We start from the raw sequence: 21,932 nt of genomic DNA on the forward strand, positions 1-21,932 counted from the left end.
GGCCACGCGGCGCCGCCCCACGAAGGAGTGGTCTTCTTCACGCCACATCGACACGGACAGCGACCGTACGGATACCCTTCGTGAACATGAAGATCGCTTTCGTTGGGAAGGGCGGCAGTGGCAAGACCACGCTGTCCTCACTGTTCATCCGCCACCTCGCCGGCACCGGCTCCCCGGTCATCGCCGTCGACGCCGACATCAATCAGCACCTCGGGGCCGCGCTCGGGCTCGACGAGGGCGTCGCGGGCGAGCTGCCCGCGCTGGGGGCCCGGCTGCCCCTGATCAAGGACTATCTGCGCGGCTCGAACCCGCGGATCGCCTCGGCCGACACGATGATCAAGACCACGCCGCCCGGCGAGGGCTCGCGACTGCTCCGGGTGCGCGAGAACAATCCGGTGTACGACGCCTGCGCCCGCGACGTGGAACTCGACGGCCAGGCCGTGCGTTTGATGGTCACCGGGCCTTTCACCGAGGCCGACCTCGGTGTCGCCTGCTACCACTCCAAGACCGGAGCGGTGGAGCTGTGCCTGAACCACCTCGTCGACGGCCGGGGCGAGTACGTGGTGGTCGACATGACCGCGGGCTCCGACTCCTTCGCTTCGGGCATGTTCACCCGCTTCGACATGACCTTCCTGGTGGCCGAGCCGACCCGCAAGGGTGTCTCGGTCTACCGCCAGTACAAGGAGTACGCCCGGGACTTCGGGATCGACCTGAAGGTGGTGGGCAACAAGGTGCGGGACGCGGACGACCTGGAGTTCCTGCGCTCCGAGGTCGGCGAGGACCTGCTCGTCACCGTCGGACACTCGGACTGGGTGCGCGCCATGGAGAAGGGCCGCCCGCCGCGCTTCGAGCTCCTGGAGGAGCCCAACAAGGCTTCCCTGCGAGCACTTCAGGACGCGGCCGACGCCACGTACGAGGTGCGTGACTGGGAGCACTACACGCGCCAGATGGTCCACTTCCACCTGAAGAACGCCCAGAGCTGGGGCAACGAGAAAACGGGGGCCGACCTGGCGTCCCAGGTCGACCCCGACTTCGTCCTGCGGGAGAGCGTCGCGGCGACCGCGTGACGCCGACACCACTGTCTGCGGGAGAGCGTCGCGGCTACTGCCTGAGCAAGTGCCGGACGGTACCTACGACTTGGCGGCCGGGGCTCCCGGTACCCCCTTCGGGGCCGGGGCCCGCTTGCCGCCGAGGTAGGACTCCCAGCCCTTCTTCGGGCCCTCGCCCACGCCGAGACCGCCGAGCTTCTTCAGGGTCTTCGGGTCCTGGGCGTCGAGCCAGTCGGTGAGCTGCCGGAAGGAGACGCAGCGGACGTCGGGCTTCTTGCAGACCTTCTCGACCGTCTCCTCGACGGCGCGCATATAGGTGCCGCCGTTCCAGGACTCGAAGTGGTTGCCGATGACGAGCGGCGCGCGGTTGCCCTTGTAGGCGCGGTCGAAGCCCGCGAGCAGGCTGTCGCGCATCTGGTCACCCCAGTACTCGTGCTTCGCGGGATCGCCCTGGGTCGCCGTGCCGGACTGGTTGACCATGAAGTTGTAGTCCATGGTCAGCTGCTCGTAGGAGTGGCCCTTGAACGGGACGAGCTGCATCGACAGGTCCCACAGGCCGTTCTTCTTCTTGGGCCAGACCTGGTTGTTGACGCCGCTGGTGTCGTAGCGGAAGCCGAGCTCGCTCGCGGCGCGCGTGAAGTTGTCCTTGCCCTCGAGGCAGGGGGTGCGGGCGCCGATGAGCTCCTTGTCGTAGTCGAAGGGCAGCGGCGCGGACCGGTTCAGGCCCGAATTGGACTTCCAGCCCTTCACGAACGACTTGGCCTGCTTGATCTCGCTCTTCCACTCGGCCACCGACCACTGGCCCACTCCGCCGTTCTTGCCGCAGAAGTGGCCGTTGAAGTGGGTGCCGATCTCGTTGCCCTCGAGCCAGGCGCCGCGCAGTTGCTCGACGGTGTCCTTGATTCCCTCGGCGTCGTTGAAGCCGATGTCCGAGCGGCCGGCCGAGTGCTGCGGCGCGTGGTACTTGCCCGCCTTGCCCTCCGGGAGCAGGTACACGCCGCTCAGGAAGTACGTCATGGTCGCGTTGTTCTCCTTCGCGACCTTACGGAAGTGCGAGAAGAGCCTCTGGCTGTCCTCGCCCGCGCCGTCCCAGGAGAAGACCACGAACTGCGGCGGCTTCTGCCCCGGTCTGAGGCGCTCGGCCCGTGGCAGGTTCGGCTGCCGCCCCGTGTACGCGGTCGAGCCGTCGCCGATCAGCTTGATCGCGCTGCCCGGCTTGGCCTTCTTCGGGCCGGGGGCACCCTGCTGGGGCTTGGTCTTCACGGTGCGGTGCTCACTGGATCCGCCGGTTTTCCCGGTGGCGCATCCGGCGAGTGCCGCGGCGCACGCCGCGGCGGCGGTGATGCCCGCGGCGAGCCGCTTGGCGGCAATCCTGTGGGTGGCGGCCATCTTCCGCCCACCTTCTTCCTGGAGTCGGCTTGTGTGGCGGTGAAAAGAGATGAATGCCCGTTATGTACGGACAACGCCGTCACGGTGACACGAGGGCCGGACCGAATTAGTCCGACAAGCCGACAAGCCTTCTTATTCACTACTGAGCGTGAACTAGTAACCCATTTGCACCTTTTATCCGGCCACAATCTTTACTCTGCATTACGATTCATTTACCGACCGCTACTGAGCGTTGATTTCATCCCGCCGCTGCACGCCGTGAACCACGGCCGCGATCGACCCCGCCCACCGCAAGGGGTCACCCCACATTCCGCGACCGCGCTGCACCCCGGAGGAGACGGGAAACCATGTCAGCCTGCGTATCCACCCACACCAGTGACTCCGGCCGGACGGGCGAGCCCTCGGATGCCGCCCGCACCGCACACAGTCCACCGCCCACGCCCCGCCGCTTCCGCATCGCGGGAGCCGACTTCTCCGCGTCCATCGCGGTCTTCCTCATCGCCCTGCCGCTGTCCCTGGGCATCGCCCTCGCGACCGGCGCGCCCCTGGAGTCGGGGCTCGTCGCCGCCGCCGTCGGCGGCATCGTCGCCGGCTGCGTCGGCGGAGCGCCGCTCCAGGTCAGCGGGCCCGCCGCGGGCCTCACCGTCGTCACCGCCGAGCTGATCCAGCGCTACGGATGGCGGACCACCTGCGCCGTCACCGTCCTCGCCGGCCTCGCCCAACTCGGCCTCGGCTGCCTACGGGTGGCCCGCACCGCCCTCGCCGTCAGCCCCGCCGTCGTCCACGGCATGCTCGCCGGCATCGGTGTCACCATCGCCGTCGCCCAGCTGCACATCATGCTCGGCGGCAACCCCGAGAGCTCCGTGCTCGCCAACGTGGCTTCCCTGCCGCAGCAGTTGGCGGATGCCCAGCCCGCCGCCCTGGGCGTCAGCGCGCTCACGCTCACGGTGCTGCTCGCCTGGCCACGCATCCCGGGGCGGATCGGCCGCTTCGCGCGCAAGGTGCCGGCCGCGCTCATCGCCGTGACGGCCGCGAGCGTGACCGCCGCGCTGCTCGGGCTCAGCCTGCCCGAGGTCGATCTGCCCTCCTGGAGCAGCCATGCGCTCGCCGGGCTTCCGGACGGGCCCGTGCTCGGCCTTGTCGCCGCCGTCCTGACGACCACGCTCGTGTGCAGCGTGCAGTCGCTGCTCGGGGCGGTCGCCGTGGACAAGATGACCGCCAAGCGCTCGGACCTGCCGCCCGCGATGCGCCGCTCGAACCTGGACCGGGAGCTGCTCGCGCAGGGCGCGTCGAACATCGTCTCCGGATCGCTCGGCGGGCTGCCCGTCGCCGGGGTCGCGGTGCGCAGTTCGGCGAACGTGAACGCGGGCGCCGTGAGCGGGAACTCCTCGATGCTGCACGGCGTTTGGGTAGTAGCCGCCACGCTGCTCCTGGTCCCCGTCCTGGAGTTGATCCCGCTCGCCGCGCTCGCCGCCCTGGTGATGGCGGTCGGCATCCAGATGGTGTCCCTGAACCACATCCGCACGGTCACCCGCCACCGTGAGGTCCTGGTGTACGTGGTCACCACCCTCGGCGTCGTCGTCTTCGGCGTGCTCGAAGGCGTCGGGCTCGGCGTCGCGGTCGCCGTCGGCGTCGCCCTGCACCGCCTCGCGCGCACCCGCATCACGCACGAGGTGGATTCCCGCGGCGTCCACCACGTGCGCGTACGGGGGCAGTTGACGTTCCTCGCGGTGCCCCGGCTCAGCCGGACCCTGCACCAGGTGCCGCACACGGCGGACTGCGTCGTGGAGCTGGACGGGTCCTTCATGGACCACGCCGCGTTCGAGGCGCTGCAGGACTGGCAGAAGTCGCACACCACGCAGGGCGGCAAGGTCGAGGTGGCCGGGCGGGGAGGGGCCAGGATCGCCGAACCCGCGCGCGCGAGTCACACCTGCTGCCGCCCCTGGACGCCGTGGCGCAACCACCACTGCGACCGGCCCTCGCACGACCCGGCGGCGGCGCTCCAGGCCATCGAGCCGCGGCGGGCCGGCGGGCATCAACTGGCCACCGGGATCAGCGCGTTCCAGCGCAATACGGCGCCGCTGGTGCGCGAGGAGCTGGCGCGGCTCGCGCGCGAGGGGCAGAAGCCCACGCAGCTGTTCCTGACGTGCGCCGACTCCCGGCTCGTCACGTCGATGATCACGTCGAGCGGTCCTGGTGATCTGTTCGTCGTGAGGAATGTGGGCAACCTCGTGCCCCTGCCCGGCGCCGAGAGCGCGGACGACTCGGTGGCCGCCGCCATCGAGTACGCCGTGGACGTGCTCGAGGTCCAGTCGATCACCGTGTGCGGGCACTCCGGATGCGGGGCGATGCAGGCGCTGTTGAGCAGTCCCCCGAGCGGCCACGGGGCGCTCACGCCGCTCAAGCGCTGGCTGCGGCACGGGATGCCGAGCCTGGAGCGGATGTCCGACGCAGGGCTGCCGTGGGCGCGGCTCGCGGGGCGGGCGCCCGCCGACACGGTCGAGCAGCTCTGCCTGACCAATGTCGTCCAGCAGTTGGAGCACTTGCGCGAGCACGAGTGCGTGGCGCGCGCCCTGGAGCGGGGCGCGCTCGAACTGCACGGCATGTACTTCCATGTCGGGGAGGCGCAGGCGTACTTGCTCGACGAGGCCGACCCGGTCTTCGGACAGGTCGGGGCCACCGCCCTCGACGGCAGCCTCGACGGAGGCAGCGCCACGCGGGCCTGAACCGACCCGTCCCCGCCTCCGTGCAATCAGATGAGACCGTAGGGCTCCCGACCAGGTCGGGAGCCCTACGCGTACAGGTCTAAACCAATTCGCGGACCCCCCTTGTCACCAGGGGTCGCGGTCTGATGAGCTGTGGCCTGGGACACAACGGTCGCCTCCGACACAAACACTGCATGGGAGAAGCGTCGTGAGCAACGAAAGCCTGGCCAACCTCTTGAAGGAGGAGCGACGCTTCGCGCCGCCCGCTGACCTGGCCGCGAACGCCAACGTCACGGCCGAGGCGTACGAGCAGGCCAAGGCTGACCGGCTCGGTTTCTGGGCCGAGCAGGCCCGCCGCCTCACCTGGGACACCGAGCCGACCGAGACGCTCGACTGGTCGAACCCGCCGTTCGCCAAGTGGTTCAAGGACGGCAAGCTCAACGTCGCGTACAACTGCGTCGACCGCCACGTAGAGGCAGGAAACGGCGACCGCGTCGCGATCCACTTCGAGGGCGAGCCCGGCGACAGCCGCGCGATCACCTACGCCGAGCTCAAGGACGAGGTCAGCCGGGCCGCAAATGCCCTGACCGAGCTGGGCGTTCAGACCGGCGACCGGGTCGCCGTCTACCTGCCGATGATCCCGGAAGCGGTCATCTCGATGCTCGCCTGCGCGCGCATCGGCGCCGCGCACTCGGTGGTCTTCGGCGGCTTCTCGGCCGACGCGATCGCCAAGCGCATCGAGGACGCCGACGCCAAGGTCGTCATCACCTCCGACGGCGGCTACCGACGCGGCAAGCCGTCCGCGCTCAAGCCCGCGGTCGACGAGGCGCTGACCCGCGTATCGGTCGAGCACGTCCTGGTCGTGCGGCGCACCGAGCAGGACGTGGCCTGGACCGAGGGCCGCGACCTGTGGTGGCACGAGACCGTCGGCCGCCAGTCCACCGAGCACACGCCGCAGGCCTTCGACGCCGAGCAGCCGCTGTTCATCCTGTACACGTCGGGCACGACGGGTAAGCCGAAGGGCATCCTGCACACGTCGGGCGGCTACCTGACGCAGGCGTCGTACACGCACCACGCGGTCTTCGACCTGAAGCCGGAGACGGACGTCTACTGGTGCACCGCCGACATCGGCTGGGTCACCGGACACTCGTACATCACGTACGGCCCGCTCTCGAACGGCGCGACGCAGGTCATCTACGAGGGCACCCCGGACACCCCGCACCAGGGCCGCATCTCCGAGATCGTGCAGAAGTACGGCGTCACGATCCTCTACACGGCGCCCACCCTGATCCGTACGTTCATGAAGTGGGGCGACGAGATCCCCGCGAAGTTCGACCTGAGCAGCCTGCGCGTGCTCGGGTCCGTGGGCGAGCCGATCAACCCCGAGGCCTGGGTCTGGTACCGGAAGAACTTCGGCGCCGACAAGTGCCCCGTCGTGGACACCTGGTGGCAGACCGAGACCGGCGCGATCATGATCTCGCCGCTGCCGGGCGTCACCGAGACCAAGCCGGGCTCCGCCCAGCGCGCGCTGCCGGGTATCTCCGCGACCGTCCTCGACGACGAGGCCAACGAGGTGCCGAACGGCGGGGGTGGCTATCTCGCCCTCACCGAGCCGTGGCCGTCGATGCTGCGCACCATCTGGGGCGACGACCAGCGGTTCATCGACACGTACTGGTCGCGCTTCGAGGGCAAGTACTTCGCCGGTGACGGTGCCAAGAAGGACGAGGACGGCGACATCTGGCTGCTCGGCCGGGTCGACGACGTCATGCTCGTCTCCGGGCACAACATCTCGACGACCGAGGTCGAATCCGCGCTCGTCTCGCACCCGTCCGTCGCCGAGGCCGCCGTGGTCGGCGCCGCCGACGAGACGACCGGACAGTCCATCGTCGCCTTCGTGATCCTGCGCGGCAGCGCGAACGCGGACGACGAGTCGCTGGTGGCGGACCTCCGCAACCACGTGGGCACGTCCCTCGGCCCGATCGCCAAGCCCAAGCGGATCCTGCCGGTCGCCGAGCTGCCCAAGACGCGCTCCGGCAAGATCATGCGCCGCCTCCTGCGCGACGTCGCGGAGAACCGGGCGGTGGGCGACGTCACGACGCTCGCCGACTCCTCCGTGATGGACCTGATCCAGGCGGAGCTGCCGTCGGCGTCCAGCGAGGACTGATCCGCGTACGAACCCACGGGAACGGGCATCCGGCGAGCGCGCCGGGTGCCCGTTTCGTGCGTATGGTGATGATCACCAAGCAGGCCCGCGCACCCGGTAGGGTGAGGATCGCGTCAAGAACGCGACAGGGATCCAAAAGGTGCGCCGGGAAGTCTGGTCGGCAACGTAGTCAGCCGTACCCGACCGGAGGTCTCACCCGTGAGCGCGCCCAAGAACAAGCAGGACCGTAAGGCACTCGGCCGGCTCTCGCTGCCCGAGCGGACCTTCGTGGCCGACGCGCTGCGCACCGAGACCGTCGGCGGCGTCCTGCTCCTGGTGGCGGCGATCGCCGCGCTCGTCTGGTCCAACATCCCGGCCCTGCACCACAGCTACGAGGCCGTCAGCGATTTCCATCTGGGGCCCGGCGCGCTCGGCCTCGACCTCTCCATCGAGCACTGGGCCGCCGACGGGCTGCTCGCGATCTTCTTCTTCGTCGCCGGCATCGAACTCAAGCGCGAGCTCGTCGCCGGTGATCTGCGCGACCCCAAGGCCGCCGCGCTGCCCGTCGTCGCCGCCCTCTGCGGCATGGCGACACCCGCGATCGTGTACGTGATCGTCAACGCGGTCGGCGGCGGCTCGATGAGCGGCTGGGCCGTGCCGACCGCCACCGACATCGCCTTCGCGCTCGCCGTCCTCGCCGTCATCGGTACCTCGCTGCCGAGCGCCATGCGCGCGTTCCTGCTCACTCTCGCCGTCGTCGACGACCTCTTCGCGATCCTGATCATCGCGGTCTTCTTCACGGACGACCTGAACTTCGCCGCGCTCGGCGGCGCGTTCCTCGGCCTCGCCGTCTTCTGGCTGCTGCTCAAGAAGCGGGTGCGCGGCTGGTACATCTACGTACCGCTGGCCCTGGTCATCTGGGGGCTGATGTACAACAGCGGCGTCCACGCCACCATCGCCGGTGTCGCCATGGGCCTGATGCTGCGCTGCCACCGCGAGGAGGGCGAGGAGCAGTCGCCCGGCGAGCACATCGAGCACCTGGTGCGGCCGCTCTCGGCGGGGCTCGCGGTGCCGCTGTTCGCGCTGTTCAGCGCCGGTGTCGCGGTGTCGGGCGGGGCCCTGGGCGACGTGTTCACCAAGCCGGAGACGCTGGGCGTGGTGCTGGGTCTCGTCGTCGGCAAGGCCGTCGGGATCTTCGGCGGTACGTGGCTGACCGCCCGGTTCACCAAGGCCTCGCTCTCCGACGAGCTGGCCTGGCCCGACGTGTTCGCGGTGGCCTCGCTCGCCGGCATCGGCTTCACGGTCTCGCTGCTCATCGGGGAACTCGCCTTCACCGACGATCCGTTGCTGACGGACGAGATCAAGGCGTCCGTGCTGATGGGCTCGCTGATCGCGGCGGTGATCGCGAGCGTGCTGCTGAAGATCCGGAACGCCAAGTACCGGGCCCTGTGGGAGGACGAGGAGCGCGACGAGGACCTCTCCGGGGTCCCGGACATCTACGAGGTGGGCAAACCGGAGTACCACCTTCGGATGGCCGAGATCTACGAGCGGAAAGCCGCGGAACACCGAAGGCTTGCGCAAGTGGCGGCCGGGGCAGGCGGCGAGGACGAGCGTCCGGCATGATCTGACGGAGAATCCGCGCAGTACGCGCATACGAAGCAGCCACAGAAGAACAGGGGAGTACGCGATGAGCGCACCCGACGACAACCCGGTCGGCGCCGAACGCAGCGTCGGCCAGCTGTTCGCATCGGCGACGGCCGAGATGTCCGCGCTGGTGCACGACGAGATCGCCCTCGCGAAGGCGCAGCTCAAAAAGGACGTGAAGCGCGGCGCGACCAGTGGTGGCGCGTTCATGGCGGGAGTGGTCGTCCTGACCTTCTCGCTGCCGATGCTGAGCTTCGCGCTCGCGTACGGGATCAACGCGTGGACCGGCGGGTTCAACGGCGACGGCGGCTGGAACATGGCCTGGTGCTTCCTGCTGTCCTTCGCCGCGAGCGTGGTCATCTTCCTGCTGCTCGCGCTCATCGGCGTCGTCTTCGCCAAGAAGGCCAAGCAGGGCAAGGGGCCGCAGAAGACCGCAGCCTCGTTCAAGGAGTCGGCAGGCGTACTGCAGAACGCCAAGCCGCACCCCCGCGAGGTGACCGCGGACGGGCATGACACAAAGGCCATCGAGGCTGTGGCACGCTCGTCTGCATGACGGACCCTGCCACTCCTTCGGCCCAGCCGCCCGCGTCCTTCGTGCTCCTCGACGTTCCCGGCGGGCACAAGGTGACCCACCGGGACGTCGCGGCCAACGGCGCGCGCTTCCACATCGCCGAGATGGGGGACGGGCCGCTGGTCCTGCTCCTGCACGGCTTCCCGCAGTTCTGGTGGACGTGGCGGCACCAGCTCGTCGCGCTCGCCGACGCGGGCTTCAGGGCCGTGGCGATGGACCTGCGAGGGGTGGGCGGCAGCGACCGTACGCCGCGGGGCTACGACCCGGCGAACCTCGCGCTCGACATCACCGGAGTGGTGCGCTCGCTCGGCGAGCCCGACGCGGCGCTCGTCGGCCATGACCTCGGCGGATATCTCGCCTGGACCGCGGCCGTGATGCGGCCCAAGCTGGTGCGCCGGCTCGTGGTCTCCTCGATGCCGCATCCGCGCCGGTGGCGCTCCGCGATGCTGGCGGACTACCGGCAGTCGCGCTCGGGATCGTACGTCTGGGGTTTCCAGCGCCCCTGGCTGCCCGAGCGTCAGCTGCTCGCGAACGACAGCGAGTTGGTGGGCAAGCTGGTCCGGGACTGGTCGGGGCCGCACCAGCCCGACGACGCGACGGTGAAGACGTACCGGCAGGCCATGTCCATCCCGTCGACCGCGCACTGCTCGATCGAGCCGTACCGGTGGATGGTGCGCTCCCTCGCGCGCCCCGACGGGATCCAGTTCAACCGGCGGATGAAGCGCCCCGTGCGCGTGCCGACGCTGCATGTGCACGGCTCCCTCGACCCGGTGATGCGCACGCGCAGCGCGGCGGGCTCCGGCGAGTACGTGGAGGCCCCCTACCGCTGGCGCCTCTTCGACGGCCTCGGACACTTCCCGCACGAGGAGGATCCGGCCGCGTTCTCCAAGGAACTGGTCAACTGGCTGAAGGATCCCGAACCGGACCGGTGAGCCCTGTTTGGTGAAGGATTGCCGAGGGGAACGCCTGTGCTTCGAACGGCCAATTGCCCGGCGCGTACGCCATTTTGGGGAGTGTGAGGGCGGTTACCGACCATGGGGCAGGGGCACACGTCGGGGTATGGGCTGGACGCACGACTACAGTGACGCAGCACGCAATCGCCGCCCAGCGATGACGCTGGGCTCTCCCCGGAGAGGAGCGCCTGACGGCTGGTCGGCGCACGATCCCCGGCTGGGCATTCCTCGCATTCTGCGGCGCCGCGCCCGGTGGGTGTCGGCGCGGATCCGGCACGGTGGGCGGGGCTGAACAGCCCTTCCGTACCTGGCGATCCGGCCGGGTTCCACGGCTGGTCGGCTACAGCGCGCAGGCGTCCGTGTCGACCTGCTGGTTCGCCGTACGGCCGCGCACGATGTCGGTGCTGATCTCGTCGCCGGACAGCGCGTAGCCCGTCTCCGAGTCGTCGAGCGACTTGGCGAACACCACGCCGTAGACGTGGCCGTCCGGAGTGAGCAGCGGTCCGCCGGAGTTGCCCTGACGGACCGTCGCGAACAGCGAGTACACATCGCGGCGCACGGTGCCCCGGTGGTAGATGTCCGGGCCGTTCGCCGTGATGCGCCCACGCACGCGCGCGGGGCGGACGTCGTACGCGCCGTTCTCCGGGAAGCCCGCGACGATCGCGCCGCCGCCGCGCTGCGCGTCGGCCTCCGAGAACTGGAGCGGGGGCGCCTGCAGGGCAGGCACGTCCAGGACCGCGATGTCGCGCTTCCAGTCGTAGAGCACGACCTTCGCGTCGTACTTCACGCCCTCGCCGCCTATCTGGACGGTGGGTTCGTCGACGCCGCCGACCACATGCGCGTTCGTCATCACGCGGCGGTCGGAGAAGACGAAGCCGGTGCCCTCGAGGACCTTTCCGCAACTGGGCGCCTGGCCAACGACCTTGACGATGGATCGCTTCGCGTTGCGCGCCACCTGGCTGCCCGCGAGCGCCGGGTCCGGCGGCTTCACGTCGGCGATCGGCTCGTTCGCGAACGGGCTGAAGACCTGCGGGAACCCGTTCTGCGCGAGGGTCGAGGAGAAGTCCGCGAACCAGGTGTCCGCCTGCGTGGGCAGCGCCTGCGAGACGCCCAACAGCACCTTCGAGCTGCGTACTTCCTTGCCGAGCGTGGGCAGGGTGGTGCCGGCCAGCGCGGAACCTATCAGCCAGGCCACCAGGAGCATCGCCGCCACGTTGACCACCGCGCCGCCCGTCGCGTCGAGCGCGCGGGCCGGGGACCAAGTGATGTACCTGCGCAGCTTGTTGCCCAAGTGCGTGGTGAACGCCTGCCCGACGGAGGCGCAGACGATCACGACGACCACGGCGACGACCGCGGCGGTCGTGGTGACCTCCGCGTCACTGGTGATCGCGTCCCACAGGAGAGGCAGCGCATAGATCGCGACGAGGCCGCCGCCGAGGAACCCGATCACCGACAGGATGCCGACGACAAAACCCTGGCGGTAGCCGACGATCGCGAACCACACGGCCGCCGCGAGCAGCAGGAAGTCCAGCACGTTCACCGATTCACGCCCCGCCTTGCATCTCGCCTCGCCCCTGTCGGCCCCTGCTCGTGATTCACGGCGCCCACCCTGTCACGACCGCCAATCGAGTGGGACCGTCTTTGATCGGTCCCAGGGGCGCTCCCACCCCGCGTAGTGCAGCAGCCGGTCGATCACGCCCGCGGTGAACCCCCAGACCAGAGCCGACTCCACCAGGAAGGCAGGGCCCTTGTGGCCGCTCGGGTGGACCGTCGTCGCCCGGTTCTCCGGGTCCGTGAGATCCGCCACGGGGACCGTGAAGACGCGCGCCGTCTCCGCCGGGTCGACCGCCGCGACGGGTGAGGGCACCCGCCACCAACCAAGTACGGGCGTGACGACGAAGCTGCTCACCGGGATGTACAGCTTCGGCAGCACGCCGAAGAGCTGGACGCCGCCCGGGTCGAGTCCGGTCTCCTCCCACGCCTCCCGCAGCGCGGCGTGCAGCGGCCCGTCACCGAGCGGGTCGCCGTCCTCCGGGTCGAGGGCGCCACCGGGGAAGGAGGGCTGGCCCGCGTGGGATCTGAGCGAGCCGGAGCGCTCCATGAGCAGCAACTCGGGTCCGCGCTCCCCCTCGCCGAACAGGATCAGCACGGCGGACTGCCGCCCGGCCCCGCTCTCCGGCGGCAGGAAGCGGCTGAGCTGCTCTCCGCGGACCGTGGCGGCGGCGTGGGCCACGGGGTCCAGCCAGGCGGGCAGGCCCTCGGTGCGGAGCGTCACGTCGAAGGGAGGCGGGCCACCCGGCCCGTACGCCCCCGCCGTGCCGTGCGCCCCGGCCGCCCCCTTCGCCCCGCCGCTCATCCCGCCGACCTCGCTCACGTGCTTCATCGCCGCCCCCTCGCGGTGTGCTGGGCCAAGCCCCGACTGCCCTCCGATGCGGTCCGTCACGCCTCCCGGCCGGCCAGGGGCGGCGCCGGGAGCCCGCCCGCGTCCAGGTAGGACTGCGGGGGCTTGAGGCGCTGGCCGGGGAAGCCGCCCTTCTCGTACTTGAGCAGCTTCTCCGCCTTGTCCGGGTCCGTCTCGCCCTCCCCGTACGCCGGGCAGAGCGGGGCGATCGGGCAGGCGCCGCAGGCCGGCTTGCGGGAGTGGCAGATACGGCGGCCGTGGAAGATCACGTTGTGACTGAGCTGGGTCCACTCGCTCTTCGGGAAGAGCTCGCCGATCGCCCGCTCGACCTTGTCGGGGTCCGTCTCGTCGGTCCACTTCCAGCGGCGCACCAGGCGGCCGAAGTGCGTGTCGACGGTGATGCCGGGCCTCCCGAACGCGTTCCCCAACACCACGAAGGCCGTCTTGCGGCCCACGCCGGGCAGCTTGACCAGGTCTTCGAGGCGGCCGGGCACCTCGCCGCCGAAGTCCTCGCTGAGTGCCTTGGCCAGGCCCATGATCGAGCGCGTCTTGGCGCGGAAGAAGCCGGTCGGCCGGATCAGCTCCTCGACCTCCTCCGGGTTGGCCGCGGCCAGGTCCTCGGGGGTCGGGTACTTCGCGAACAGGGCCGGCGTCGTCTGATTGACCCGCAGGTCCGTCGTCTGGGCCGACATCACCGTGGCCACCAGGAGCTGGAAGGGGTTCTCGAAGTCCAGCTCCGGGTGGGCGTACGGGTACACCTCCGCGAGCTCGCGGTTGATCTTCCGGGCGCGGCGGACGAGCGCGGTGTGCGACTCGGGGCGCGCGGCCGTCTTTTTCGCGGCGGTGGGCTGCTTCGGGGCGGCGGCCTTCGTGGCGGACTTCTTCGGAGCGGCGGACGCCTTCTTCGCGGCGGCCGTCTGCTTCAGGGCAGCCGTCTTCTTCGAGGTGGCCGCCTTCGCGGCGGTCTTTTTCGCGGGCGCGGACATCGCTAGGCGGCCTTCCCCTGTGCGGACACGGACTTGAGTACGGGCGCGGCCCCGATCATGCTCACCGACACGGTCTCCGACCCTCGGGTCACGGCCTCGGGGGCACCTTTCTGCGCCTGTTCGCCGACAGCGGAATCAAGGTCACCCATCACCGCCACAACCCCCTTCGCCTGCGCTCTCACCGGCTTTTTGAACACTCGGCCAGCCTAAAGCCCGGCACTGACATCCGCCCCGAAGCCGCCGGATCGCTCCACGATTGGCCCCCTCCCCCTCGGGTTGTGGCGCGGGTGCGGCAGACTTGTGTACGAGTGACTGATCACACTGTTTGGACCGTCCGGCAAAATGGGCAGTGGAAATGATCGACAACCGGGGCGATCCGGTCGATTCGATCGGGTCCACTCCCGATGCAGGCGACATAGGAGAGAAACTCGTGGACGACGTTCTGCGGCGCGCCCCGCTCTTCGCGGCGCTCGATGACGAGCAGGCCGCGGAGCTCCGCGCCTCCATGAGTGAGGTGACCCTCGCACGCGGCGACGCCCTGTTCCACGAGGGCGACCCCGGAGACCGCCTGTACGTGGTCACCGAGGGCAAGGTGAAGCTCCACCGCACTTCCCCCGACGGGCGCGAGAACATGCTCGCCGTCCTCGGCCCCGGCGAGCTGATCGGCGAGCTGTCGCTGTTCGACCCGGGCCCCCGCACCGCCACCGCCAGCGCCCTCACCGAGGTCAAGCTGCTCGGCCTCGGCCACGGCGACCTCCAGCCCTGGCTGAACGCACGGCCCGAGGTGGCCACGGCGCTGCTGCGCGCCGTCGCCCGGCGCCTGCGCAAGACCAACGACCAGATGTCCGACCTGGTCTTCTCCGACGTGCCCGGCCGTGTGGCCCGTGCGCTCCTCGACCTGTCGCGCCGCTTCGGCGTGCAGTCCGAGGAGGGCATCCACGTCGTGCACGACCTGACGCAGGAAGAGCTGGCCCAGCTGGTCGGCGCCTCCCGCGAGACGGTCAACAAGGCGCTCGCGGACTTCGCGGGCCGCGGGTGGCTCCGCCTGGAGGCCCGCGCCGTGATCCTCCTGGACGTGGAGCGCCTCGCGAAGCGCTCGCGCTGACTCCACACGCTTACGTAGACGGGTCCCGCCACACCTCGTGGCGGGGCCCGTCTCCGTAGAGCCCCACAGCGACACACATAGCGGGACCCGTCTACGTAGAGGCACACAGGGGAGCTCTTCATGACACAGCCGCCCGATCTCGTCACCCGTTTCGAGGAGGAGCGAGGGCGGCTGCGTGCCGTGGCGTACCGGATGCTCGGTTCGCTGAGCGAGGCCGAGGACGCCGTTCAGGAGGGGTGGCTGCGGCTGCAGCGGGCGGACACCGACGAGGTACGGAACCTGAGCGGCTGGCTGACGACCGTCGTCGGGCGGATCTGCCTGGACATGCTGCGCACCCGCACGGCGCGCCGCGAGGAGCCCTTCGAGCACGAGGCGCTCGGGCCCTCCGAGACCCGCGTCCCCGACCCGGTGGTCCGCCCCGCCGACCCCGTTCACGAGGCCGAACTCGCGGACTCCGTAGGGCTCGCGCTGCTCGTCGTGCTCGACACGCTCGCGCCCGCCGAACGCCTGGCCTTCGTGCTGCACGACATGTTCGCCGTGCCGTTCGAGGAGCTCGCCCCCATCGTGGAGCGCACCCCCGCGGCGACCCGGCAGATGGCGAGCAGGGCGCGGCGCCGGGTGCAGGGGGCGACCGCGCCCCGGGACACGCCGCTGGCCCGGCAGCGCGAGGTCGTCCGTGCCTGGCTGGCCGCCACGCGCGCGGGTGACTTCGAGGCGCTGCTGGAACTCCTCGATCCGGACGTCCTGTTGCGGGTCGACGCGGGCAGCGGCACCGCCTCCGGGCTGCTGCGCGGGAGCCTGGCGGTGGCCAAGCAGGCCGCGTTCTACGGGAAGCTGGCGCAGGCGGCGTACCCGGCGTTCGTCGGCGACGGCCTCGGCATCGTGCAGGCGCCCCGCGGCCGGGTCGTCTCGGTGCTCGCCTTCACGTTCCGGGGCGGCATGGTCGTCGGGGTCGACATCATCGCGGATCCGCCGCGGCTCGCTGCGCTTGGCATCGGGTGGGTGGGGCCCGGCGGCGAGTGAGGTGCGGGCCCCTGCGGTTGGCCCCGGCGGCGAGTGAGTTGCGGAGCCCCGCGGCCTTGGCCCCGGCGTGGGTTGCGGTCGCGGGGCGCTGCCCCGGGCCCCGCGCCTCAAGCGCCGGCGGGGCTGAAAAGATCGGGGCTCTGCCCCGGACCCCGCCGCTCAATCGCCGCGGGGGCTTGATTTGCTCAGGCCACCGGGGAGGCCAGAATGCTCAGCCACTGCGGGGGCCTGAATGCTCAAGCAGCGCGCAGGCCTGATCACTCAAGCAGCGCGCAAGCCTGATCGCTCAAGCACCGCAGGGGCCCGAATGGGCGCTCTAGATCAAGCCATGCTCCCGCAAGTAGTCCAGTTGCGCCCGCACGCTCAGTTCGGCTGCCGGCCACAGGGAGCGGTCCACGTCCGCGTACACGTGTGTCACGACGTCGGGGGCGGACACGTAGCCGTTCTCGACGGCCGTTTCCACCTGGGCGAGGCGGCCCGCGCGGTGTGCCAGGTAGAACTCGACGGCGCCCTGGGCGTCCTCGAGGACCGGGCCGTGGCCCGGAAGGACCGTGTGCACGCCGTCGTCGACCGTCAGGGAACGCAGCCGGCGCAGCGAGTCCAGGTAGTCGCCGAGGCGGCCGTCCGGGTGGGCGACCACCGTCGTGCCGCGCCCGAGGATCGTGTCGCCCGTCAACACGGCCTGGTCGGCCGGGAGATGGAAGCACAGCGAGTCGGCGGTGTGCCCCGGGGTCGGCACGACGCGCAGCTCCAGGCCACCCGTGGTGATCACGTCACCGGCGGCCAGGCCCTCGTCGCCGAGCCGCAGCGCCGGGTCGAGCGCCCGCACCTTCGTCCCGGTCAACTCGGCGAACCGGCCCGCCCCTTCGGCGTGGTCCGGGTGCCCGTGCGTGAGGAGGGTGAGCGCGACCCGCTTGCCGGCCTTCTCGGCGATGTCGAGGACGGCGTGCAGATGCGCGTCGTCCAGCGGTCCCGGGTCGATGACGACGGCGAGGTCGCTGTCCGGTTCGGCGACGATCCAGGTGTTGGTGCCGTCGAGGGTCATCGCGGAGGCGTTGGGCGCCAGGACGTTGACCGCGCGGGCGGTGGCGGGGCCGGTGAGGACGACGCCGCGCGGCTGGCCGGGCAGGGCCGCGGCTTCGGTCATGAGGAGGCTCCCCCGTTGCTGTCGCTGTTCCCGGTCGGGATGTGCTTGGTGAACTCGTCGTGTCCCGGCCAGGACAGCACCAGCTCGTCCTCCTCCATGCGCGCCTGCGCGAGTACGGGAGTGAGATCGCGCCCCGCCGCCCCCGCGAGGGCGCCGCGCACGTCGTCGTACGCCTCCAGGGTGCGCAGCGTCGCGATCGTCGGCGGCATCATCGTCAGCTCGCCCCGGTCGTACTCAGCCGCGGCCCGCCCCGGCATGATCCACACCGTGCGGTCGGCCTCGGAGGAGTCGTCGCTGGTGCGCTGGCCCGCCGGGAGCGCGGCCACGAAGAACCACGTGTCGTAGCGGCGCGGCTCGAACTCCGGGGTGATCCAGCGGGCCCACGCGCCGAGCAGATCGGAGCGCAGCACCAGGCCGCGGTTCTCCAGGAACCCGGCGAAGGACAGGTCCCGGTCGATCAGCGCCTGCCGGTCGGCCTGCCACTGCTCGCCCGTCGTGTCGTCGACGACGGTGTCCGGGGTCGGTCCGGCGAGCAGCACGCCCGCCTCCTCGAACGTCTCCCGCACGGCGGCGCAGACGATCGCCTGGGCCTCCCGCTCCGGCACCCCGAGCCGCTCGGCCCACACCTGGAGCGAAGGACCGGCCCAGCGGACCAGCCGGTCGTCGTCGCGCGGGTCGACGCCGCCGCCCGGATACGCGTAGGCGCCCGCCGCGAACTTCATCGACGTACGTCTGCGGAGCATGTGCACCTCGGGGCCACCGGGCGAGGCGTCTCTGAGCAGCATCACGGTGGCCGCGCGGCGCGGAGTCGCGGGTGTGAGCGTGCCGGCGGCGAGGGCACGGATGCGTTCCGGCCACTCCGGGGGATACCACTGCCCATTTGCCATGGCCGGAGGCTAACCGCTGACGGCCGGATGTTCGAGAGGCCGTCCACGACGAAGATCGTGGACGGCCTCTCGTACGAGAACGGCAGCTCAGGCCTCGGAGGTGAGCTCCACCTGGATCTCGACCTCGACCGGCGCGTCCAGCGGCAGCACGGCCACGCCGACGGCGCTGCGCGCGTGCACGCCCTTGTCGCCGAGGACCTCGCCGAGCAGCTCGCTCGCGCCGTTGATGACGCCGGGCTGGCCGGTGAAGTCGGTGGCGGAGGCCACGAAGCCGACGACCTTCACGACACGCGCGATGCGGTCCAGGTCACCGGCGACGGATTTGACCGCCGCGAGCGCGTTCAGCGCGCAGGTGCGGGCCAGGTCCTTGGCCTGCTCGTCGGTGACCTCGTCGCCGACCTTGCCGGTCAGCGGCAGCTTGCCGTCGACCATGGGCAGCTGCCCCGCCGTGTACACGTACACGCCGGACTGCACGGCCGGCTGGTACGCGGCGACCGGGGGGACGACGGGCGGCAGGGTCAGGCCCAGCTCGGTGAGCCGCGCCTCCACCTGCCCGCTCATGCGGCCTTCTCCCGCTTCAGGTACGCCACCAGCTGCTCGGGGTTGTTCGGCCCCGGCACGACCTGGACCAGCTCCCAGCCGTCCTCGCCCCAGGTGTCCAGGATCTGCTTCGTCGCGTGCACGAGGAGCGGCACGGTCGCGTATTCCCACTTCTTTGCCATGGGGCCGACTGTATCCGTCCGGACATGGCCGAAGCGTTCCGGAGGCTGCTGCGTGGATGTCCGACGTACTGGTTAGGCTCGAATACGTGAGCAGGCTCCAGGTCGTCAGCGGCAAGGGCGGGACCGGAAAGACCACGGTCGCCGCTGCACTCGCGCTCGCCCTCGCGACCGAGGGAAAGCGCACTCTCCTCGTGGAGGTGGAGGGCAGACAAGGCATCGCACAGCTCTTCGAGACGGAGGCGCTCCCCTACGAGGAGCGGAAGATCGCCGTCGCGCCCGGTGGCGGGGAGGTGTTCGCGCTCGCCATCGATCCTGAACTGGCGCTTCTGGACTACCTCCAGATGTTCTACAAGCTGGGCGGTGCGGGCCGTGCCCTGAAGAAGCTGGGCGCGATCGACTTCGCGACCACCATCGCGCCGGGCCTGCGGGACGTACTCCTGACGGGCAAGGCGTGCGAGGCGGTGCGCAGAAAAGACAAGCAGGGGCGCTACATCTACGACTACGTGGTGATGGACGCGCCGCCCACCGGCCGCATCACCCGGTTCCTCAACGTGAACGACGAGGTGGCGGGGCTCGCCAAGATGGGCCCGATACACAATCAGGCGCAGGCGGTGATGCGGGTCCTCAAGTCCCGTGAGACCGCGGTGCACTTGGTGACCCTCCTCGAGGAGATGCCGGTGCAGGAGACCCTCGACGGGGTCGCCGAGCTGCGCGCCGCGAAGCTGCCCGTCGGACGGATCATGGTGAACATGGTGCGACCCGCGCTTCTCGGGGAACCCGCCCTGGCGCTGGCCTCCGACGGCGAGGTCCGCCCCGCGGTCACCGAGGCCCTGACGGCCGCCGGGCTCGGCAGCGCCAAGCGGCTCGTCGGTCCGCTGCTCGCGCAGGCCGGGGAGTACGCCGAGCGTTACGCCCTGGAGCGCGCCCAGCGCGACCAGCTCGCCGAGGCGGGCCTGCCGCTGCACGAACTGCCGTTGCTCACCGAGGGCCTCGACCTCTCCGGGCTCTACACGCTCGCCGAGGAACTGCGACAGCAAGGGATCCAAGGGATTCAGGGAACCGCATCCAGGACAGGACGCCACTCATGACGGGACGCCATTCATGACGCTGACCCCTGAGGGCACGCTCGACGTGGACCCGCTGCTCGACGACCCGCAGACCCGCATCGTGGTGTGCTGCGGCAGCGGTGGCGTCGGCAAGACCACGACGGCCGCCGCCCTCGGGCTGCGCGCCGCCGAGCGCGGCCGCAAGGTCGTCGTCCTCACCATCGACCCGGCCCGCAGGCTCGCCCAGTCCATGGGCATCGACTCGCTGGACAACACCCCGCGCCGGGTGAAGGACTTCGACGACTCCGCGGGCGGCGAGCTGCACGCGATGATGCTCGACATGAAGCGCACGTTCGACGAGATCGTCGAGGCGCACGCGGACGAGGAGCGCGCGAAGGCGATCCTGAACAACCCCTTCTACCAGTCGCTTTCGGCCGGCTTCGCGGGCACGCAGGAGTACATGGCGATGGAGAAGCTGGGGCAGCTCAGGTCCCGCGACGAGTGGGACCTGATCGTCGTCGACACCCCGCCGTCCCGCTCCGCGCTCGACTTCCTGGACGCGCCGCAGCGACTCGGCTCGTTCCTGGACGGCAAGCTGATCCGGCTGCTCATGGCCCCGGCGAAGATCGGCGGGCGCGCGGGCATGAAGTTCCTGAACGTCGGGATGTCGATGATGACCGGCACTCTCGGCAAGCTGCTCGGCGGTCAACTCCTGCGCGACGTGCAGACGTTCGTGGCCGCGATGGACACGACGTTCGGCGGTTTCCGCACGCGCGCGGACGCCACGTACAAGCTGCTGCAGGCGCCCGGCACCGCGTTCCTCGTGGTCGCCGCGCCCGAGCGGGACGCGCTGCGCGAGGCCGCGTACTTCGTGGAGCGGCTGGCCGCGGAGAAGATGCCGCTGGCCGGGCTCGTACTGAACCGGGTGCACGGCAGCGCCGCGAGCCGGCTCTCGGCCGAGCGGGCGCTTGCCGCCGCGGAAAATCTTGACGAGCGCCGCATTGTGGATCAGACGGGCGGGAAGGAAGAGGGTCGTGCCACTCCCGAGGCACCCCCCGAATCATCTTCCGAAGCGCCCTTCGAGGCATCCCCCGAAACATCCGAGGCCGACCCCACGGCCGAGCCCGGCATTGAGCAACTGACCGCGGGACTACTGCGGTTGCACGCGGAGCGCATGCAGATGGTCGCGCGCGAACAGCGCACGCGTGACCGCTTCACCGCGCTGCATCCCGAGGTCGCCGTGACCGAGGTCGCGGCCCTGCCCGGTGACGTACACGACCTGGCAGGCCTCAGGGACATCGGAGAACGGCTCGCGGCCGGTGGCACTCCGGCCGGAGCTTGAGCCGTACGTCCGTGGCCCGACGGACAGTTCCGACGGTTCCCACAGTTCCTACGGACAGTGGTGCGCGCGCCGGCTAACCGACGGCCGCGTACCTCTCGTACGTCTCGTCGTTCTCCAGTTCCACGGGCAGCAGGCCCGCGCCGCGCTCGTACTCCGTACGCGCCGTCTCAAGCAGCGTGCGCCATGACGTGACGGTCGGACGCCTGCGCAGCAACGCGCGACGCTCCCGCTCCGTCATGCCACCCCACACGCCGAACTCGACGCGATTGTCGAGCGCGTCCGCCAGGCACTCGGTCCGCACGGGGCATCCCGTGCACACCGCCTTCGCCCGGTTCTGCGCTGCTCCTTGAACGAACAGTTCGTCCGGATCGGTAGTGCGGCAGGCCGCCTGCGCACTCCAGTCGACTACCCAGCCCATACCGGCGCCGTCCTCTCCCGAATCGAGGCTCCCCCACGGCGGCAGCGGCATATTCACCGCCGCCAGTTGAGGACGTTACGGAAGGTGGGCACAGCGCAACACCCCCTTCGGGCCCAATCTTGAATGGTCCGAACGGACTATGCGTGAGCGGCAGATCACCCGACGGAGTGACCGAAGGACATGCGTAATAACCCCGGCAAACCGGGACAGTTCACTTGAGTCACAACGGGCGTGGAGTGACACACAAGGCGAAGTCGGACACCCCCTGAGCCCTACGCGAAGACGCGCGAAAGAGTCCGAGAATGACTACAAGAGGCACTTCATACGTACCGGGAACGATTCGGGGTCGTCCCGCATCTTGATACGAGACCGCACTGCTGTGACAGTTGAGTGCAGCTTAG

The 21,932-nt window shown here is 70.2% G+C and carries 19 protein-coding genes; 10 read left to right on the plus strand and 9 right to left on the minus strand.

Features of this window, described 5'->3' with window-relative positions; genetic code table 11:
- Window positions 1-86: 86 nt before the first annotated feature.
- Complete coding sequence (locus OHA73_RS20835; protein ID WP_327655804.1) at window positions 87-1,067, plus strand: ATP-binding protein; 981 nt, start codon at window positions 87-89, stop codon at window positions 1,065-1,067.
- 63 nt (window positions 1,068-1,130) lie between these two features.
- On the opposite strand, the gene OHA73_RS20840 is transcribed toward OHA73_RS20835, so the two are convergent.
- Complete coding sequence (locus tag OHA73_RS20840) at window positions 1,131-2,438, minus strand: hypothetical protein (RefSeq protein WP_267070028.1); 1,308 nt, start codon at window positions 2,436-2,438, stop codon at window positions 1,131-1,133.
- 347 nt (window positions 2,439-2,785) lie between these two features.
- Here OHA73_RS20840 and OHA73_RS20845 point away from each other — a divergent pair, with 347 nt between their 5' ends.
- The 5 genes from OHA73_RS20845 (at window position 2,786) to OHA73_RS20865 (ending at window position 10,433) form a co-directional block, all read left to right on the plus strand.
- Window positions 2,786-5,164 (plus strand): SulP family inorganic anion transporter, encoded by a 2,379-nt coding sequence (locus OHA73_RS20845; protein ID WP_267070027.1) that lies wholly within the window; start codon window positions 2,786-2,788, stop codon window positions 5,162-5,164.
- A gap of 187 nt (window positions 5,165-5,351) precedes the next feature.
- Window positions 5,352-7,307 (plus strand): acetate--CoA ligase, encoded by a 1,956-nt coding sequence (acs, locus tag OHA73_RS20850; RefSeq protein WP_327655805.1) that lies wholly within the window; start codon window positions 5,352-5,354, stop codon window positions 7,305-7,307.
- A 198-nt stretch (window positions 7,308-7,505) separates the two neighbouring features.
- Window positions 7,506-8,909 (plus strand): Na+/H+ antiporter NhaA, encoded by a 1,404-nt coding sequence (gene nhaA / locus OHA73_RS20855; protein ID WP_327655806.1) that lies wholly within the window; start codon window positions 7,506-7,508, stop codon window positions 8,907-8,909.
- Between the two features lie 64 nt (window positions 8,910-8,973).
- Window positions 8,974-9,483 (plus strand): phage holin family protein, encoded by a 510-nt coding sequence (locus OHA73_RS20860; RefSeq protein WP_327655807.1) that lies wholly within the window; start codon window positions 8,974-8,976, stop codon window positions 9,481-9,483.
- Window positions 9,480-10,433, plus strand: a complete 954-nt coding sequence (locus OHA73_RS20865) for an alpha/beta fold hydrolase (protein WP_266711437.1) — start codon at window positions 9,480-9,482, stop codon at window positions 10,431-10,433. Before OHA73_RS20860 ends, OHA73_RS20865 begins: the two co-directional genes overlap by 4 nt.
- 361 nt (window positions 10,434-10,794) lie before the next feature.
- Here OHA73_RS20865 and OHA73_RS20875 read toward each other — a convergent pair whose 3' ends face one another.
- The 3 genes from OHA73_RS20875 to nth form a co-directional block, all read right to left on the minus strand.
- On the minus strand, window positions 10,795-11,994 hold the full coding sequence (locus tag OHA73_RS20875) for a MarP family serine protease (RefSeq protein ID WP_267070025.1): 1,200 nt from the start codon (window positions 11,992-11,994) through the stop codon (window positions 10,795-10,797).
- 72 nt (window positions 11,995-12,066) lie between these two features.
- The gene (locus OHA73_RS20880) at window positions 12,067-12,837 is read right to left on the minus strand and encodes an NUDIX hydrolase (RefSeq protein ID WP_266711442.1); all 771 of its coding nucleotides are present in this window, start codon (window positions 12,835-12,837) and stop codon (window positions 12,067-12,069) included.
- Between the two features lie 56 nt (window positions 12,838-12,893).
- Entirely contained in the window at window positions 12,894-13,841 is a 948-nt protein-coding gene (gene nth / locus OHA73_RS20885) for an endonuclease III (RefSeq protein WP_267070024.1), read from the minus strand.
- A gap of 430 nt (window positions 13,842-14,271) precedes the next feature.
- On the opposite strand from nth, the gene OHA73_RS20890 reads away from it, so the two are divergent.
- Together OHA73_RS20890 and OHA73_RS20895 are read left to right on the plus strand one after the other, a co-directional pair.
- On the plus strand, window positions 14,272-14,946 hold the full coding sequence (locus OHA73_RS20890) for a Crp/Fnr family transcriptional regulator (protein ID WP_031090867.1): 675 nt from the start codon (window positions 14,272-14,274) through the stop codon (window positions 14,944-14,946).
- A 120-nt stretch (window positions 14,947-15,066) separates the two neighbouring features.
- Window positions 15,067-15,969 (plus strand): sigma-70 family RNA polymerase sigma factor, encoded by a 903-nt coding sequence (locus OHA73_RS20895; protein WP_267070023.1) that lies wholly within the window; start codon window positions 15,067-15,069, stop codon window positions 15,967-15,969.
- A 316-nt stretch (window positions 15,970-16,285) separates the two neighbouring features.
- On the opposite strand, the gene OHA73_RS20900 is transcribed toward OHA73_RS20895, so the two are convergent.
- The 4 genes from OHA73_RS20900 to OHA73_RS20915 all read right to left on the minus strand — a co-directional run bounded on the left by OHA73_RS20900 (window position 16,286) and on the right by OHA73_RS20915 (window position 18,725).
- Entirely contained in the window at window positions 16,286-17,116 is an 831-nt protein-coding gene (locus OHA73_RS20900; protein WP_266711448.1) for an MBL fold metallo-hydrolase, read from the minus strand.
- Window positions 17,113-18,003, minus strand: a complete 891-nt coding sequence (locus tag OHA73_RS20905) for an NUDIX hydrolase (protein WP_267070022.1) — start codon at window positions 18,001-18,003, stop codon at window positions 17,113-17,115. The genes OHA73_RS20900 and OHA73_RS20905 overlap by 4 nt, the downstream gene beginning before the upstream one ends.
- 87 nt (window positions 18,004-18,090) lie before the next feature.
- Window positions 18,091-18,564: a RidA family protein gene (locus OHA73_RS20910; RefSeq protein ID WP_266711452.1), complete on the minus strand. Its 474-nt coding sequence runs from the start codon at window positions 18,562-18,564 to the stop codon at window positions 18,091-18,093.
- The gene (locus OHA73_RS20915; RefSeq protein ID WP_107498797.1) at window positions 18,561-18,725 is read right to left on the minus strand and encodes a DUF4177 domain-containing protein; all 165 of its coding nucleotides are present in this window, start codon (window positions 18,723-18,725) and stop codon (window positions 18,561-18,563) included. The genes OHA73_RS20910 and OHA73_RS20915 overlap by 4 nt, the downstream gene beginning before the upstream one ends.
- Window positions 18,726-18,811: 86 nt before the next feature.
- On the opposite strand from OHA73_RS20915, the gene OHA73_RS20920 reads away from it, so the two are divergent.
- Both OHA73_RS20920 and OHA73_RS20925 read left to right on the plus strand, forming a co-directional pair.
- Window positions 18,812-19,813 (plus strand): ArsA family ATPase, encoded by a 1,002-nt coding sequence (locus tag OHA73_RS20920; RefSeq protein ID WP_267070021.1) that lies wholly within the window; start codon window positions 18,812-18,814, stop codon window positions 19,811-19,813.
- A gap of 13 nt (window positions 19,814-19,826) precedes the next feature.
- Window positions 19,827-21,113: an ArsA family ATPase gene (locus OHA73_RS20925; RefSeq protein WP_267070020.1), complete on the plus strand. Its 1,287-nt coding sequence runs from the start codon at window positions 19,827-19,829 to the stop codon at window positions 21,111-21,113.
- A 73-nt stretch (window positions 21,114-21,186) separates the two neighbouring features.
- On the opposite strand, the gene OHA73_RS20930 is transcribed toward OHA73_RS20925, so the two are convergent.
- Window positions 21,187-21,531: a WhiB family transcriptional regulator gene (locus OHA73_RS20930; RefSeq protein ID WP_266711459.1), complete on the minus strand. Its 345-nt coding sequence runs from the start codon at window positions 21,529-21,531 to the stop codon at window positions 21,187-21,189.
- Window positions 21,532-21,932 lie beyond the last annotated feature (401 nt).

The organism is Streptomyces sp. NBC_00483 (assembly GCF_036013745.1).
Taxonomy (GTDB): Bacteria; Actinomycetota; Actinomycetes; order Streptomycetales; family Streptomycetaceae; genus Streptomyces.